Origin of the sequence: Mycobacterium liflandii (genome assembly GCF_022354805.1) — a bacterium.
Taxonomy (GTDB): Bacteria; Actinomycetota; Actinomycetes; order Mycobacteriales; family Mycobacteriaceae; genus Mycobacterium; species Mycobacterium marinum.
Genome location: NZ_CP023138.1, coordinates 2,042,532 through 2,058,667, shown reverse-complemented (window position 1 = coordinate 2,058,667; position 16,136 = coordinate 2,042,532). Strand labels below are relative to the sequence as shown.

The 16,136-nt window shown below is 66.1% G+C and carries 13 protein-coding genes; 5 read left to right on the top strand and 8 right to left on the bottom strand.

What is annotated here, in order from left to right:
* Nucleotide 1 precedes the first annotated feature (1 nt).
* Nucleotides 2-280, top strand: coding sequence for a DUF1490 family protein (locus CKW46_RS09305; RefSeq protein WP_011740561.1), 279 nt, complete (start codon nucleotides 2-4; stop codon nucleotides 278-280).
* A gap of 9 nt (nucleotides 281-289) precedes the next feature.
* Nucleotides 290-2,488 carry a manganese-exporting P-type ATPase CtpC gene (ctpC, locus tag CKW46_RS09300; RefSeq protein ID WP_015354837.1) on the top strand — a complete coding sequence of 733 codons (2,199 nt, stop codon included), beginning with the start codon at nucleotides 290-292 and terminating at the stop codon, nucleotides 2,486-2,488.
* Nucleotides 2,489-2,531: 43 nt separating this feature from the next.
* Here ctpC and CKW46_RS09295 read toward each other — a convergent pair whose 3' ends face one another.
* Both CKW46_RS09295 and CKW46_RS09290 read right to left on the bottom strand, forming a co-directional pair.
* A complete protein-coding gene (locus CKW46_RS09295) occupies nucleotides 2,532-3,233 on the bottom strand; it encodes a cation diffusion facilitator family transporter (RefSeq protein WP_011740563.1) in 702 nt (233 codons plus the stop codon).
* A 79-nt stretch (nucleotides 3,234-3,312) separates the two neighbouring features.
* Nucleotides 3,313-5,019 (bottom strand): CocE/NonD family hydrolase, encoded by a 1,707-nt coding sequence (locus tag CKW46_RS09290; RefSeq protein ID WP_482053083.1) that lies wholly within the window; start codon nucleotides 5,017-5,019, stop codon nucleotides 3,313-3,315.
* Nucleotides 5,020-5,103: 84 nt separating this feature from the next.
* Here CKW46_RS09290 and CKW46_RS09285 point away from each other — a divergent pair, with 84 nt between their 5' ends.
* From CKW46_RS09285 to CKW46_RS09275, 3 genes are all read left to right on the top strand, one after another.
* Nucleotides 5,104-5,748 (top strand): TetR/AcrR family transcriptional regulator, encoded by a 645-nt coding sequence (locus tag CKW46_RS09285; protein WP_252872710.1) that lies wholly within the window; start codon nucleotides 5,104-5,106, stop codon nucleotides 5,746-5,748.
* Between the two features lie 176 nt (nucleotides 5,749-5,924).
* Complete coding sequence (locus tag CKW46_RS09280; protein ID WP_015354834.1) at nucleotides 5,925-7,112, top strand: CoA transferase; 1,188 nt, start codon at nucleotides 5,925-5,927, stop codon at nucleotides 7,110-7,112.
* Between the two features lie 277 nt (nucleotides 7,113-7,389).
* Nucleotides 7,390-9,636 carry a SulP family inorganic anion transporter gene (locus CKW46_RS09275; RefSeq protein WP_117437964.1) on the top strand — a complete coding sequence of 749 codons (2,247 nt, stop codon included), beginning with the start codon at nucleotides 7,390-7,392 and terminating at the stop codon, nucleotides 9,634-9,636.
* Between the two features lie 13 nt (nucleotides 9,637-9,649).
* On the opposite strand, the gene CKW46_RS09270 is transcribed toward CKW46_RS09275, so the two are convergent.
* From CKW46_RS09270 to CKW46_RS09245, 6 genes are all read right to left on the bottom strand, one after another.
* Nucleotides 9,650-10,090, bottom strand: coding sequence for a response regulator (locus CKW46_RS09270; protein WP_012393138.1), 441 nt, complete (start codon nucleotides 10,088-10,090; stop codon nucleotides 9,650-9,652).
* The gene (locus CKW46_RS09265) at nucleotides 10,087-11,709 is read right to left on the bottom strand and encodes a sensor histidine kinase (protein WP_117437965.1); all 1,623 of its coding nucleotides are present in this window, start codon (nucleotides 11,707-11,709) and stop codon (nucleotides 10,087-10,089) included. Before CKW46_RS09265 ends, CKW46_RS09270 begins: the two co-directional genes overlap by 4 nt.
* Nucleotides 11,706-12,944 (bottom strand): PP2C family protein-serine/threonine phosphatase, encoded by a 1,239-nt coding sequence (locus CKW46_RS09260; protein ID WP_020727291.1) that lies wholly within the window; start codon nucleotides 12,942-12,944, stop codon nucleotides 11,706-11,708. The genes CKW46_RS09265 and CKW46_RS09260 overlap by 4 nt, the downstream gene beginning before the upstream one ends.
* A gap of 193 nt (nucleotides 12,945-13,137) precedes the next feature.
* The gene (locus CKW46_RS09255; RefSeq protein WP_015354831.1) at nucleotides 13,138-14,307 is read right to left on the bottom strand and encodes an acyl-CoA dehydrogenase; all 1,170 of its coding nucleotides are present in this window, start codon (nucleotides 14,305-14,307) and stop codon (nucleotides 13,138-13,140) included.
* A 24-nt stretch (nucleotides 14,308-14,331) separates the two neighbouring features.
* Nucleotides 14,332-14,847, bottom strand: coding sequence for a 5-(carboxyamino)imidazole ribonucleotide mutase (gene purE, locus CKW46_RS09250; RefSeq protein ID WP_011740570.1), 516 nt, complete (start codon nucleotides 14,845-14,847; stop codon nucleotides 14,332-14,334).
* Nucleotides 14,840-16,054, bottom strand: a complete 1,215-nt coding sequence (locus CKW46_RS09245; protein WP_012393134.1) for a 5-(carboxyamino)imidazole ribonucleotide synthase — start codon at nucleotides 16,052-16,054, stop codon at nucleotides 14,840-14,842. Before CKW46_RS09245 ends, purE begins: the two co-directional genes overlap by 8 nt.
* Nucleotides 16,055-16,136: the final 82 nt, after the last annotated feature.

Sequence of the window (16,136 nt, the reverse complement as noted above, 5' to 3'; positions counted from 1 at the left end):
AATGGTGGCGTACGGATTGTTCGCGAAGCTAGGCACACTCGTGGTCCACGGTGTGGTCGGGGCGGCAGCCTATGACGTGGTCCGCAAGGCCGCGAAGAAGGCACCACTGCGCCAGACCGCGGTGTCGGCAGCGGAGCTGAGCTTGCGCGGAACCCGCAAGGCCGAAGAGGCCGCGGAGTCGGCCCGGCTCAAGATTTCCGACGTGATGTCCGAGGCCCGCGAACGCATTGGCGAAGAGGCGCCCACCCCCGCCGTCGGCGCGCACGACCACGACCACTGATCCGGCGACATGACCCTAGCGATCGTTAAAGAGGTCCCAGCAGGTGCGGACGGTGACGACACCACCGACCTGGTCGTACTTTCCGACGCGGCCGGACGCATGCGCGTCCGGGCGGACTGGGTACGCGGCAATTCCCGGCGCGCGGTAGCCGTCGAAGAGGCCGTCGCCAAGCAGGACGGGGTACGGGTCGTCCACGCCTACCCGCGCACCGGGTCGGTCGTGGTGTGGTACTCACCGCGACGTTGTGATCGCGCCGCGGTACTGGAAGCGATCGGCGGCGCCAAGCACGTTGCCGCCGAACTGATCCCGGCGCGCGCACCCCACTCGACCGAGATCCGCAACACCGATGTGCTGCGCATGGTGATCGGTGGAGCGGCACTGGCCCTGCTGGGCGTTCGCCGGTATGTGTTCGCGCGCCCACCACTGCTGGGGCCGAGCGGGAGGATGGTGGCCACCGGTGTCACCATCTTCACCGGCTATCCCTTCCTGCGCGGCGCCCTGCGCTCCTTGCGCTCCGGCAAGGCCGGCACCGACGCGCTGGTCTCGGCGGCCACGATCGCCAGCCTCATCCTGCGGGAAAACGTCGTCGCGCTCACCGTGCTGTGGCTGCTCAATATCGGTGAGTACCTGCAGGATCTGACCCTGCGCCGGACCCGGCGCGCCATCTCGGAGCTACTGCGCGGCAACCAGGACACCGCCTGGATCCGGCTGACCGACGGCCCCGAAGCAGGAACCGAGGTCCAGGTACCGATCGACAGTGTGCAGATCGGCGACGAGGTCGTCGTGCACGATCACGTTGCCATCCCGGTCGACGGTGAAGTGGTCGACGGTGAGGCCATCGTCAACCAGTCGGCGATCACCGGGGAAAACCTGCTGGTCAGCGTCGTGGCCGGCGCGACCGTGCACGCCGGATCCGTCGTGGTACGCGGGCGCCTGGTGGTGCGTGCGCAGGCGGTCGGCAACCAGACCACGATCGGGCGGATCATCACCAGGGTCGAAGAAGCCCAGAACGACCGGGCACCGATTCAAACGGTGGGCGAGAACTTCTCTCGCCGCTTCGTGCCCACCTCGTTCATCGTCTCGGCCATCACCTTGTTGGTCACCGGGGATGTCCGGCGCGCGATGACGATGCTGTTGATCGCGTGCCCATGCGCGGTAGGCCTGTCCACCCCGACCGCGATCAGCGCCGCCATCGGCAACGGCGCCCGGCGCGGCATCCTGATCAAGGGCGGATCGCACCTCGAGCAGGCCGGCCGGGTCGACGCAATCGTGTTCGACAAGACCGGAACGCTCACCGTGGGACGTCCGGTGGTAACCAACATTATTGCGATGCACAAGGATTGGGAGCCCGAGCAGGTTCTGGCCTACGCCGCCAGCTCGGAAATCCACTCCCGTCACCCACTGGCCGAGGCGGTGATCCGTTCGACCGAGGAACGCCGCATCAGCATCCCGCCGCACGAGGAGTGCGAGGTCCTGGTGGGTCTGGGCATGCGAACCTGGGCCGACGGCCGGACCCTGCTGCTCGGCAGCCCATCGCTGCTCGAGTCGGAGCAGGTCAAGGTATCCAAGAAGGCATCGGAATGGGTCGGCAAGCTGCGGCAACAGGCCGAAACACCGCTGCTGCTCGCCGTGGACGGCACGCTGGTCGGGCTGATCAGCCTGCGCGACGAAGTGCGGCCCGAGGCCGCCGAGGTGCTGACCAAGTTGCGGGACAACGGAGTTCGCCGGATCGTCATGCTCACCGGGGATCACCCCGACATCGCCAAAGTCGTCGCCGAAGAGCTGGGGATCGACGAATGGCGCGCCGAGGTGATGCCCGAGGACAAGCTCGAAGTGGTGCGGGACCTGCAGGACGAGGGCTACGTGGTCGGCATGGTCGGTGACGGCATCAACGATGCCCCGGCACTGGCCGCCGCCGATATCGGAATCGCGATGGGCCTGGCCGGAACCGACGTCGCCGTGGAGACCGCCGATGTGGCGCTGGCCAACGACGATCTGCATCGGCTGCTCGACGTCCGCGATCTCGGTGGGCGGGCAGTCGACGTGATCCGGCAGAACTACGGTATGTCGATCGCCGTCAATGCCGCCGGTCTGCTGATCGGTGCGGGCGGTGCGCTCTCACCGGTGCTGGCCGCGATCCTGCACAACGCGTCCTCAGTGGCGGTGGTAGCCAACAGCTCCCGGCTGATCCGGTACCGCCTGGAGTGAGGCCTCGATGCTCGAGTAGGGCCTCGGATCGGCGAGGCCTTACTCAGCAGCCGCAGTCCTGGCCGCGCCAGGCTCTGACACCCTGCCAGACGGCTATGCCGGCGATGACGAGCCCGATCCCCGGGTCGATCCACCAACCGCCGGGCCAGGCCGCGGTGATCGCAAGCCCAAGCAACACCCCGGCGGCTTGGCCCGCGCACAGATAATTCTGGGTGCCTTCACCTTCGGTGGCCCCGGACTGCAAGAGCACACCCAGCTTGTGATTGGCCCGGCCGAGGATGGGCATGACGACCAAAGCGAAGGCCGTCAACCCGATTCCGATCACCGAGGTGCCAACCTCGTGCTTGTCGGTGAGGTGGCGAATGGATTCCGCGGCAACCAGCGGCGCAACCAACCAGAAAGACACGGCGACGCCACGTTGGGCGCGGCGCTCGGCGGTCTCCGACAACGTGCGGGAACCGGTGAACCGCCACAACACCATTGCGCTGGCCAGCCCTTCGGATGCGCCACCGAGGGCCCATCCGGTCAATGCGACGGACCCGACGGCAACGCCCTCCCACACCCCGACAGCACCCTCGGTGACCAATACGGCCAAGCTGATCCAGGCCAGTCGGCGCGCCCATCGAACGCCCTGTTGCCAGGCCGCATCGCCGGAGTGCCCGGTATGCGCAGCTGTTGTGGACACATCGCAGCAGGCGTCGCCGGCCAAGTCACCTACCTTGCCGACCGAACTGGAAGTGTTCATCAGGCGATGGGTAGGTCAAGTTTCTGTGACCCTCGGACAGGTTGGCGCGCGGCGCGGTTGAGCTGGGCGGTAGTAATTCTCAGGCTGGGGCGTTGTCGCCGGAGCTGGTGACCGGCACCCGCAACCGTGCCGGCCGGTCCGCTCCCCAGTGCAGGGTGCAGCGCGCCGGCGGGCTGGGCGCGTACAGGGCGGGAAAACTTCCGTAGAGCGGATTGCGCGGGGCAAGCTGGCGACCGGCGATGACCAGCCGGATGCGATCGTCGTGGTGAAAGGCGGTTGCTGATGGGCCCAATGCGAGTTCGACGGGAACAACCTCACCCGGCGACAGCGGCTGGGAGTGTGCGAAAGTGTGCACCGGCTCGTACGGCGTCGACTGCTCGACATCGAGTTCTCGCAGCGATACGCGTTGCCACCCGGTGGTGATCCGGTCCCGGCCGTAACCGTAGGACCCTTCAAACGAAACCCATTTGTTGCCAACCCATTTCTCAACGCCGGCAAACAACGCGACATCGTCGGCGCCCTCGACTGACACCCACAGCGCCAAACTCATCGGACCGGTGAGCTCGAGATCTGCCACCACGGGAAGGGTGAATGCCGCTGCGCGCCTGCGAGTGTGGAAGGTGACCGATCCCTCGGCTGCCGAGGGCTCATGGTCCAACACACCGTCGTCGGCCAGGTAGAGGTCGCGCCAGTCGGTGTTTTCCAGTGGCCATTGCCGCTCGGCGCGAGTCTCCGCGATGACGTCGCCCCGCTCGCGCACCTCGAGCCGAACCCGGGGCGGTTTGGGCACATCAAGGTGTTTGAGATAGCGGTCGAAGAAGGCGAGCTGGGCCTGGCGGGCCTCGGGGCTGTAGAAGGTCGTCCACTTGCCGCCCCGGTGGGTGTAGGCGAACTTGTCTTCGGCACCGACCTTTTCGAATGCCCGAAAAGAACCGCGCCCATGCAGGTTGTTATCCGAAAAGCTGGCGCAGACCAGCATCGGGACCTCGATCCGGCCGAGGTCGGGTACCAGGGACTGCCACCACTGATCACGCAGCGGGTGCACCCGGCGCTGCGCGCCGATGTCCTCGGTCACCCGCATCACATGCTTGGTGCCGGTCTGCCAGACTCGCGAGAAGCCCTTTTCCGCCACTCCCCCGGGGTTGAACATGTCCCGGTACGCATCGGTGAACCCCTCCCAGGGGCAAATCGCCTTGAGGCTCGGCGGTCTTAACGCGGCGGCCTTGAACTGTGCCATCGCCAGGTAGGACACGCCCGCCATGCCGACGCCGCCACTGGACCAAGGCGCGGCGCCGGCCCACTCGATCAGGTCGTAGACGTCCTCGGCTTCTTGGTCGGACATCAACGCCCCGGCGCCATCGGATGTCCCGGCGCCGCGGATGTCGGCGTTGACAACGGCATAGCCATGGGCCAGCCACCAGACCGGATCGGGCGCCTCCCAGCTGGTCTCGCTCGAGATCTCCACCTGGCCGGGCTGGCGCAGGATCCTGAACTGCGGATTGATGCCCCAGCCCCACCATCTGCGCTTGGGCAGCCGGTCCTTGCCGTAGGGATGGCCCGCCAGGATGACGGGAAACGGCCCCGAACCGGGGGGCCGGTAGACGTTGACCCGCAGCACCACGCCATCGCGCATCCGAACCGAAACGTCGCGGTCCACCACCAGGTCCGGCGGCGCCGCCGACACCGTCACCGGCGGCCGCAGGATTGCCCGTACCCGAGCCGCCGCGTAGCGGACAACCCCGGCCCGCCGCCATGGACGATCGTAGATTGGATTTCGCGTCGGCACGATAACTCCTGTTCACGCACACACTTGAGTGACACTCAATCCTGATTGAGTTATAATCTAGCACGCTGAAGTATGCTGACTTCGATGGAAAGAAAGCGGCAGCGAAATACAACCCGGGTACGCGAAGCGGGGGCCGCGTCGCGCGCGCAGACCCGTCACCTGCTGCTCACGGCCGCCGCCGAAGAATTCGCTCGTGTCGGATACGTCGCCTCGACGGTCAGCCGGATCGCCGAGGGAGCCGGGGTGACCGTGCAAACGCTCTACCTCGCCTGGGGCAGCAAACGCGCGCTGCTCCGCGGCTATCTCGAGAGCACCCTCGCCCCCGACGCCGCGCCATCGGGACAGCACTTTGCCGCTCAACTTCAACCCGATAGCCCCGCCGGGACCCTGGCCCAGGTTTCGGCATTGGTCTGCGACGCGGCACGGCGCTCGGCGATAGCGTGGCGCGCCTACCGCGACGGATCCGGCGTCGACAGCGCCATCGCAGCGGAGTGGCATCAGATCCAGATGCTGCGCCGGGAAACGATGCGGGCACTGCTGGTGACCATTCCCGACGACGCCCTGCGATTGCCCCGTCAAGACGCGGTGGATACCGCCTGGGCCATCACCAGTCCAGCCAGCCACGAGATCATGGTTACCCACGACGGGTTCACCTTGCAGCGCTTTGAAACCTGGCTCACCACCACCTTGCAAAACGCCATCCTGCGCGATCCGGAGGGCAGCGGGTGAGCCACGTCGTGCCGCGCCGCCCCGGCGGCTCGTCAACCGGGCTGAGCAGTGGCCGATCTTGATGTCCCACTTGACAGCTTGAGTTTCCGGGGCGAACGTCACGATGTCGCGACTCGTCCAACCGAGCGCGCCGAGCCGGTCGCCTGGTGACACGCGCCGCAGGGAAGGATTTGCCGATGCCCGAGGGCAACCCCGCCAAACCACTCGATGGGTTTCGGGTGCTCGATTTCACCCAGAACGTTGCCGGGCCGCTGGCCGGACAGGTCCTGGCCGACCTGGGCGCCGAGGTGATCAAGGTTGAGGCCCCCGGCGGTGAGGCGGCGCGGCACATCACCGCCGTGCTGCCGCACCGCCCGCCGCTAGCGACCTATTTCCTACCGAACAACAGGGGCAAGAAGTCGGTGTCGGTGGATCTGTCCACCGACACGGCTCGCCGGCAGATCCTGCGGCTCGCCGACACCGCCGACGTGGTGCTGGAGGGGTTTCGGCCCGGCGTGATGGAGCGAATGGGCCTTGGCCCCGAGGACCTGCGCGCCCGCAACCCCAAACTGATCTATGCCCGGTTGTCGGCATTCGGCGGCAACGGCCCGCACGGCACTCGACCGGGCGTCGATCTGATGGTCGCCGCCGAGGCGGGAATGACCACCGGAATGCCCACCCCCGACGGCAAGCCACAGATCATCCCGTTTCAGTTGGTCGATAATGCCAGCGGGCATGTGCTGGCCCAGGCGGTCCTGGCCGCGCTGCTCAACCGCGAGCGGCACGGGGTGGCCGACACCGTCCGGGTGGCGATGTACGACGTCGCGGTGGGGCTGCAGGCCAACCAGCTCACCATGCACCTCAATCGTCCCAGTTCGGACGCGCCGAAAAGGCCCGAGCAGACACCCGCGGGCGCGCGCCGCAAACGGGTTGCCTTTGCGACCCAGCCATCGGATGCCTTCCGCGCCGCCGACGGCTACCTGCTGATCAGCGCCTACGTGCCCAAGCACTGGCAGCGGCTGTGCGAGATCATCGGCCAGCCCGATCTCCTCGACGACGAGCGCTTCATCGACCAACGCGCGCGGGCGATCAACTACGCGGAATTGACCGAAGAACTGGAATCGGCCCTAGCCGCCAAGACCGCCGCGCAATGGGTCGAACTGCTGCACGAAGGCGGGTTGATGGCCTGCCTGGCCTACACCTGGAAACAGGTCGTCACAACGCCGTTGTTCGCCGAGAACGAGCTGGCATTGCAGGTCGGCAGTGGCGATGACGCCGTCACGGTGATCCGGACGCCCGCGCGCTACTCGAGCTTTAGCGCGGTGCTCGCCGATCCCCCGCCGGCCACCGGCGAGCACAACGAAACACTTCTGGGCGAATCCTAATTTTCGCGGTCAGCACCGGAAACTTTCTTGTGAGTTGTCAATGAATCAGTGCGGGGGTTTGCCGCACGGGCCGGTGAAGCGTGGAGGATTTTGGATATAAAACCTGCAGACTCATAGATTTGCTGCGCACAAATATGAACTGCCTCACACGCACCTACGACGCTCGGCGGACACTTGATTTGACAGACCACATTCCAGCCGGTGTCGAAGGGGTGTCAGGTCTCGATTGCCGGCCCGCCCGGGATGGCCTCTTTGACCGGCTTTGAGGAGTCAACAAATGAGCACCGCAGTCAAGAACTCCGCCGAGGCACCCGAATCTCGATCCCAGTGGATGCGGGCCAACTTGCGCCATGACTTCCCCGCGTCGCTCGTCGTCTTCCTGGTAGCGCTGCCCCTGTCGCTGGGGATCGCCATTGCCTCCGGTGCTCCGTTGATGGCCGGTTTGATTGCCGCGGTGGTGGGTGGCATTGTCGCCGGACTGCTCGGCGGGTCGTCGGTTCAGGTGAGCGGCCCGGCCGCCGGCCTCACCGTGGTGGTCGCCGGATTGATCGAACAGGTCGGTTGGCAGATGTTGTGCCTGATGACCCTCGGCGCGTGCGTCCTGCAGATCATCTTCGGGCTGAGCCGGATGGCACGCGCCGCGCTGGCCATTGCACCGGTGGTGGTGCACGCCATGCTGGCCGGCATCGGCGTGACCATCGTGCTGCAACAGATCCATGTCCTGATGGGCGGCTCGGCGCACAGCTCGGCGTGGCGCAACATTGCGGCGTTGCCCAACGGCATCCTTCATCACGAGCTACACGAAGTGATCGTCGGCGGAACGGTGATCGCAATATTGTTGGTGTGGTCACGGTTGCCCGCCATGGTGCGGATGGTTCCGGGCCCCCTGGTGGCCATCGCCGGAGCCACCGCACTGTCGTTGATGGTGAATCTAGATGTGGAGCGCATCAACCTTTCGGGCAACTTCTTCGAGGCCATCTCGCTGCCCCGGCTGCCCGAGCTGACCCCCGACGGTCAGCCCTGGAGCAATGACATCAGCATCATCGCCGTCGGCGTGTTGACCATCGCCCTGATCGCCAGCGTCGAATCGCTGCTGTGCGCGGTCGGTGTGGACAAGTTGCACCATGGCCCGCGGACCAACTTCAACAGGGAAATGCTCGGGCAGGGCAGCGCCAACGTCCTCTCCGGGCTGCTCGGCGGTCTTCCCGTCACCGGCGTCATCGTGCGCAGTTCGGCCAATGTGGCAGCCGGAGCCCGCACCCGCACCTCAGCGGTGCTGCACGGGGTGTGGATCTTGCTGTTCGCCTCGCTGTTCACCGGCCTGGTGGAACTCATCCCCAAAGCGGCGCTCGCCGGGCTCCTGATTGTGGTCGGCGCCCAGCTCATCCAGCTGGCACACATCCAGATTGCGTGGCGGACCGGCAATTTTGCGATCTACGTCATCACCATCCTGGGCGTCATATTCCTCAACCTGCTCGAGGGCGTGGTCATTGGACTCGGTGTTGCGATCGCCTTCTTGTTGATCAGGGTCATCCGCGCCCCGATCGAGGCCAGGCTGGTGAGCGAAGAGGCGAAGCGCTGGCGGGTCGACATCGATGGCACGTTGAGTTTCCTGCTCTTGCCGCGGCTGACCAACGTGCTCTCCGAGCTGCCAGAGGGCAGCGACATCACGCTGAACCTGAATGCCGACTACATCGACCACTCCGTCTCCGAAGCCATTTCCGACTGGAAGACCGCTCACGAAGCAACCGGCGGCGAAGTCACCATCATCGAGACGTCGCCGGCCAACCTGGTCAGCGCACACACCAGTCCGCCGAAACGCCACTTCATGTCTCGAGCGCTGCGGGAACCCTGGACATCGAGGCGCGACAGCCATCCCGATGCCGAACCCTCGATTCGGCACGGTGTTGAGGAATACCATCGCAACGGCATCGGCACGCTGCACCACCATGTGCGGGAACTGATGGATCCGGCCAACCCGGACACGGTCTTTCTCACCTGCGCCGACTCCCGGATCCTGCCCGACGTCATCACGGCCAGCAAACCGGGCGACCTGTATATCGTCCGCAACGTCGGCAACCTGGTACCGATCGATCCAACCGAACGCTCGGTGGATACCGCCCTGGACTTCGCGGTCAACCAACTCGGTGTGAGTTCGGTTGTCGTATGCGGACACTCGTCGTGCCGGTCAATGCAGGCGTTGCTGGACAACGGCGCGAGTGACGTCGACCGCCCGATGAACCACTGGCTTGAACACGCACACGATAGTTTGGCCGCGTTCCGAGACGGTCATCCGGCACGGGCGAGCGCGGCGTCCGTCGGGTTCGGCGAACTCGACCAGCTAGCTGTGGTCAATGTGGCGGTTCAGCTGGAAAGGCTTGCGCACAACCAGGTCTTGGCTCCCGCGATAGCCTCCGGTGCGATACAGATCGTCGGTATGTTCTTCGATTTCTCGACCGTCCACGTACACGAGGTCGACCAACTCGGGATCGTGGCGTCCAACCAGCCTGTCGGAAAACCTTGAGCCGCGGCGCTACTCAGCTTTGCGGAAGCCGAACCACCTGAAGAAAGAACTCGTCGATCTGCCGGACGGCGGTCATGAATTGGTCGAGATCGACCGGCTTGGTGACGTAGGCGTTTGCATGCAGGTTGTAGCTACGCAGAATGTCCTCCTCGGCCGAGGACGTGGTCAGTACCACCACCGGGATACGACAAAGCTCGGAGTCGGACTTGATCTTCTCCAGCAACTGCCGACCGTCGTACTTCGGTAGGTTCAAGTCGAGCAGGATCAGATCGGGCCGGCGCGCCTGCTGGTACTTGCCCCGCTGATAAAGGTAATCCAGCCCCTCCTCGCCATCGTGGGCGACGTGCAGCCGGTTGTTGACCTTGTTGTGCTCGAACGCCTCCCGGGTGATGAGTTCATCCCCGGGATCGTCTTCGATGAGCAGGATGTCAATGGGTCGACCCGGTGCTGTCATTCGGCTATCCCTTCGGCAGGTTCGAGGTGTTCTGGGTCCGCGGTCGCGGGCGCGGCGACGGGCAAGGTGAACTGGAAGCGAGTCCCATCGGTGTACGAGGAGTCAATCCACACCGTGCCGCCGTGATGCTCGACGATCTTTCGGCACAGCGCAAGGCCCAAACCGGTTCCGCCGTAGGAATCGCAACCATGCAGGCGCTGGAAGATGATGAAGACCTTGTCGGCGAACTCCTGCGCAATGCCGATACCGTTGTCCGACACGCTCAACAGCCACAGGCCCTGGTGATCTCCCGTGCCGAGCTGGCAATCGATGACCACCCGGGGCGGCAGGTCTTCGCGCCGGAATTTGACCGCGTTGCCAATCAGGTTCTGCCACAACATCGTCAGCAGGGTCGGATCTCCAACAACCGGTGGGAAGCCGTGCTCGAGGCGCACGATCTCGGCGTCTGATTCCTCGATGGCCGCGCCGAGATTGGCCACGGCAGCATCGAGGGTCGCGCCGAGTTCGACCTCGACGCTGGTGGCACCCAGCCGGCCGACCCGGGAGAAACTGAGCAGGTCGTTGATCAGGACCTGCATGCGTTTGGCGCCGTCGACCGCGAAGCCGATGTACTCGATGCCGCGTTCGTCGAGCTGATCCGCATAACGCCGCTCCAGTAACTGGCAGAATGCGGCGACCTTGCGCAGCGGCTCCTGCAGATCGTGGGACGCGACGTAGGCGAACTGCTCGAGCTCGGCATTGGACCGTCGCAATTCCTCTGCCTGTTCGTCCAATTGAGCTCGGGCGCAACGTGAGGTGTCGAGCTCTTCGACCATTCGCTGGCGCATGTTCTCGACGTCGATCGCGATACCCCGGATGTCTCTGGGCCAGCGCGGCGCAACGATGCGTTCGCCGAAGTTGCCTTCGGTGACCCGGCGGCAGGCCGCAGCCAGCGCGGCCAGCGGAATGGTGACCGCACGCCTGGTCAGGATTCCCAGTAGCGCTGCCGTCGCGAAGAACAACAGCACCATTGCGGCCAGCACCCGGTCACGCCAGTCGTCCATTCGTTGCAGGCGCTCGGCGGCCTGCGCGCGGGCGGCACCCAGATGCCGGTTTTGGTCCTCGAAAAGGGTTCGTAGCTGGTCGAACTGGGCCTTACCGATCGCGGTTGCCGCGCCGTTGAGCATGACCGGAGCATTCGAGTTGACCTGTGCGATGAGCGGCTCGGCGTAGCTGGCCCGCCACGCGCGCGCCGCCTTCTCGATCGCGTCCAGGTCGGCAAGCAGGTCACCCCGGCGCCCCAGTAGTCGCCGGATATTTTGGGCCGCAGCCTCTTCGGTGCGCCGGCCGTCGTAATAGGGGCTGAGGAACTGGCTGTCGGAGGAAATCACATAGCCTCTGATCCCCGATTCCTGGTCGCGCAAGGCCGACTGCAGCTGGAAAGCCGCGACCCGTGCGGGCTCGATGTTGTCGCTGAGTTCCCGCGATACACCGTCGGTGCGATTGAGCAGGACCGCGCCGGCGACGGTGCCGGCGAGCACCATCACGCCCATGATCGACAGCACCAGGGCTTGCCATCCCCGCACCGTGAGCGCGATACGGCGCCGCGTGCGGGGCCGGATGGGCGGTTCCGGAGTCATGCAGGCGTGCGTTCCACTCGCAGCACCGCTATGTCGTCGGTGAGCCCGCCGAGTGATTGAGCGCGTTGCTGCGCACCGTCGATGAGTGCGTCGACGAACGCCGGACCCGACAAGCCAGCGTGTGAACGGGCCAGCGACAGCAGCCCATGCTCGCCCAGCCGTTCCCGACGGTGCCCCGAATACCCCTCGAAGAGCCCGTCGGTGAGCAGCAGTAGCCCGTGGTCCACCGGCAGCTCCACCTCATGCTGGCACCAGTTGCCCAAATTCAGCCCCAGCGCCGGCCCGGCCGGCGGCTCGAGCCAGTGCACGGTGCCACCGCCGTGCAGCAGCATCCCGGGATGTCCGGCACGGATCACCTGGATGTGAGCGCCGTCGGCCGAGCCGGCGGGCTGGGGCGGAATGGCCAGGCTGAGCACCGTCGCAAAGATCCCCTCGCCGGTGCGTTCGGCGCGCAGCACCCGGTCGAGCTGGCGCATCAGCTCGCCGCCGTGCACGCCGGCCAGCGTCAGGGCCCGAAACGCGATGCGCAGCGCCGCGCCCAGCGCGGCCTCATTGGGGCCGTGCCCCGCGACGTCACCGATCAACACGTGGACCACCCGGTCGGCCGTTTGCACGACGTCATAGAAGTCGCCGCACAGCAACGCGTCTTCGCGGCTGGGCCGGTACCGGGCGACGATGTCGACTCCCGGCGAGTCGAGCAGCAGCGGCGAGGGCAACAGGCCGCGTTCCAGCAGCGCATTCTCGCGGGCTCGGAGCTGGGTTGCGTGCAGGTCGGCGGCGATCAGCTCGGCACGTTTGCGCTCAATCGCGTACAGCATCGCGCGCCGCAGCATCTCCGGATCGACGCGACCCTTGACCAGATAGTCCTGTGCACCGGCGGCGACCGCCGTCGCGCCGAAGTACTCGTCGTTCAGCCCGGTCAGCACCACCACCGGGACGGTGGCATCGCGGTTGGCGATGCGGTCCAGCGCGTCGATGCCGCTGGCGTCGGGAAGGTTGAGGTCCAACAGCACGCAATCGGGCCGGGCCGCGCTCAATTCGCGCTCGGCGTGAGCCATCGAGCGCGCCCACACCACCTGGATGTCGACGGCCGCGTCCGCGATCAGCTCCTCGACCAGCATTGCGTCGGCCCGATCGTCCTCAACCAGCAGCAGCGACAACGTCTGCCACTGAGCCCGCTGGCCGGTGCTGGGACCAAGCCCCGCAGTCAGATCATGCTCATGTGGTACGCGCACAGGTAACCACGTCCTCTACCTCACACCCCCTGGCCGCGGATAACCCGTTTGCTCGAGTCAGACGAAGGCCGACGATACTCGGCGCGCCAGCTTATTTCGGCCACCTGCCTGCCCACCCGATTGATTGGCGGTGCCGTGACCTTGACTGTACTGGCGGATCGGATGCGATGAAGCGAATCTGCGGTTCGGTACCTCAGCGCGGCAATGCCCGCGACATCACGACGCGCTGAATCTGGTTGGTGCCCTCGTAGATCTGGGTTATCTTGGCGTCGCGCATCATCCGCTCGACCGGGAAGTCAACCGTGTATCCGGCGCCACCGAACAGCTGCACCGCGTCGGTGGTGACCTCCATCGCCACGTCGGAGGCCAGGCACTTCGACGCGGCGGAGATGAATCCGAGGTTGGATTCGCCACGCTCGGCGCGCGCGGCGGCGGAGTAGACCATCAGCCGCGCGGACTCCACCTTCATCGCCATGTCGGCGAGCATGAACTGCACCGCCTGAAAATCGCTGATCGACTTCCCAAACTGCTTGCGGTCCTTGGTGTAGGCGATTGCGGCATCCAGGGCGCCCTGAGCGATGCCCACCGCTTGGGCACCGATGGTCGGGCGGGTGTGGTCCAGCGTCGCCAGGGCGGTCTTGAAGCCGGTGCCGGGCTCCCCGATCATCCGGTCGCCGGGAACCCGACAGTTCTCGAAGTACAACTCCGTGGTCGGTGAGCCCTTGATCCCCAGCTTGCGCTCCTTGGGGCCCACGACGAAGCCTTCGTCGTCCTTGTGCACCATGAACGCCGATATCCCGTTGGCACCTTTTTCGGGGTCGGTCACGGCCATCACCGTGTACCAGGAGGACTTGCCGCCGTTGGTGATCCAGCACTTGGTGCCGTTGAGAATCCAGTCGTCACCGTCGGCCTTGGCCCGGGTGCGCATCGCTCCGGCGTCCGAACCGGCCTCGCGCTCGCTGAGCGCGTAGGAGGCCATCGCGGCGCCATCGGCGAGCGACGGCAACACCTGCTTCTTTAGATCGTCGGAACCGCGCAGGATCAGGCCCATGGTGCCCAACTTGTTGACCGCCGGGATCAACGAGGCTGAGGCGTCGACGCGAGCGACCTCCTCGATGACGATGCAGGCCGCCACCGAGTCGGCCCCCTGGCCGCCGTACTCCTCGGGGACGTGCACCGCATTGAACCCGGAAGCGTTGAGCGCATCAAGGGCCTCCTGCGGAAACCGGGAATTCTCATCCACGTCCGCGGCGTGCGGCGCGATCTCCTTTTCCGCCAGCGCGCGTATCGCCGCCCGCAACTCCTGGTGTTCCTCCGGAAGCTGGAACAAATCAAAAGACGGGTTTCCGGCCCAACCAGCCATCTTGCGAGCCCTCCTAGTCGGCTTCTAGTCGCGGGTTAACTTACCCGCAAGTTTCTGAAGTTCCGCATCCTTGGCCTGCACGGTCTGCGCCAGCTGGTCTTGGAAAGCGGCGATCCGCGCGCGCAGCGCAGGATCGGATGATCCCAGCATCCGCACCGCCAGCAGGCCGGCATTGCGGGCGCCTCCGATGGACACGGTAGCCACCGGCACCCCGGCCGGCATCTGAACGATCGACAACAGCGAGTCCAGTCCGTCGAGGCGGGCCAGCGGCACCGGCACCCCGATCACCGGCAGCGGGGTGGCCGAGGCCACCATTCCGGGTAGGTGCGCGGCTCCGCCGGCGCCGGCGATGATCACCTCGATGCCACGACCGGCCGCGTCGCGCGCGTAGTCGAACATCACCTGCGGGGTGCGATGCGCCGAGACCACGCGCACCTCCATCGCGATGTCGAATTCGGCCAGCGCCTTGGCGGCGTCAGCCATTACCGACCAGTCACTGTCGCTGCCCATGATCACCGCGACCCGGGGCTGTTCAGCCATGGGGATCCCATCCGTCCGTCCACTGTCCGTGTGACAACCAGTGTGCCGCCAGCTCGGCCCGCTCTCGCAGCCCGGCAACGGCCGCCGGGTCGAAACCGAGGAAATTGATATGTCCCACCTTGCGGCCGGGACGCTCGTCCTTGCCGTAGAGGTGCACCCGGGCATCGGGCATCCGGGCGAAAAGGTGGTGCAGCCGCTCGTCCAGGCTCATCGCCGGTTGCGCGGCCGCCCCCAACACGTTGGTCATCACGGTCACCGGCGCGATCGCCTCGGTATCGCCGAGCGGGTAGTCCAACACCGCGCGTAAGTGCTGCTCGAACTGGCTGGTGCGCGATCCGTCCATGGTCCAGTGCCCGGAATTGTGCGGCCGCATCGCGAGCTCGTTGACCACCAAAGCGCCGTCGGTGGTCTCGAAGAGTTCCACGGCGAGCACCCCGACCACGCCCAGTTCGGCGGCCAACCGCAGCGCCAGCTGTTGCGCATCGGCGCCAGCTTGCGCGGACAGCGCCGGCGCGGGCGCGATCACCGCGACGCAGATGCCGTCCTGCTGCACCGTCTCGACCACCGGCCACGCCGCCCCCTGGCCGAACGGCGAGCGTGCCACCAGCGCCGAGAGCTCTCGACGCAACTGGACCCGCTCCTCGACCAGCACCGGAACACCCCCGGCCAGGTAGCCGCTGGCGATGTCGCGGGCATCGGCCAGATCGCGCGCCATCTGCACACCGCGGCCGTCGTAACCGCCCCGGACCGCCTTGACCACCAGCGGCGCGTCCAGCTCGCGGGCAAACGCGTCCAGCTCACCGAGTTCCTCGAGCTGGTGGATGCCCAGGTAGCGCGGCACCGGGACGTCGAGTGCCTGCAGCCGCCGGCGCATCACCAGCTTGTCCTGCGCGTGCACCAGAGCCTGTGGCGGCGGCGCCAGCACGACTCCCTCGGCCACCAGCTTGTCCAGCAGCTCGGCGGGAACGTGCTCGTGGTCGAAGGTCACCACGTCGGCTCCGGCCGCGATGCGGCGCAGGTCGTCCAGATCGGTGTGCGATCCGATCACCACATTGGGTGTCACCTGCGCCGCCGGGTCATCGGCGGAGTTAACCAACACACGCAGGTTCTGACCCAGGGCGATAGCGGCCTGATGGGTCATCCGGGCGAGCTGGCCACCACCGACCATGGCAACCTGGGGGGTGCGAGAACTTGGCACGGCCATCATGGTGTCATGGCCCATGACCGGCGTGTTTGGCGGCTGCAACACCAAACCGTTATGTATCATTTTGCGTCTATGTTCGTGTCAA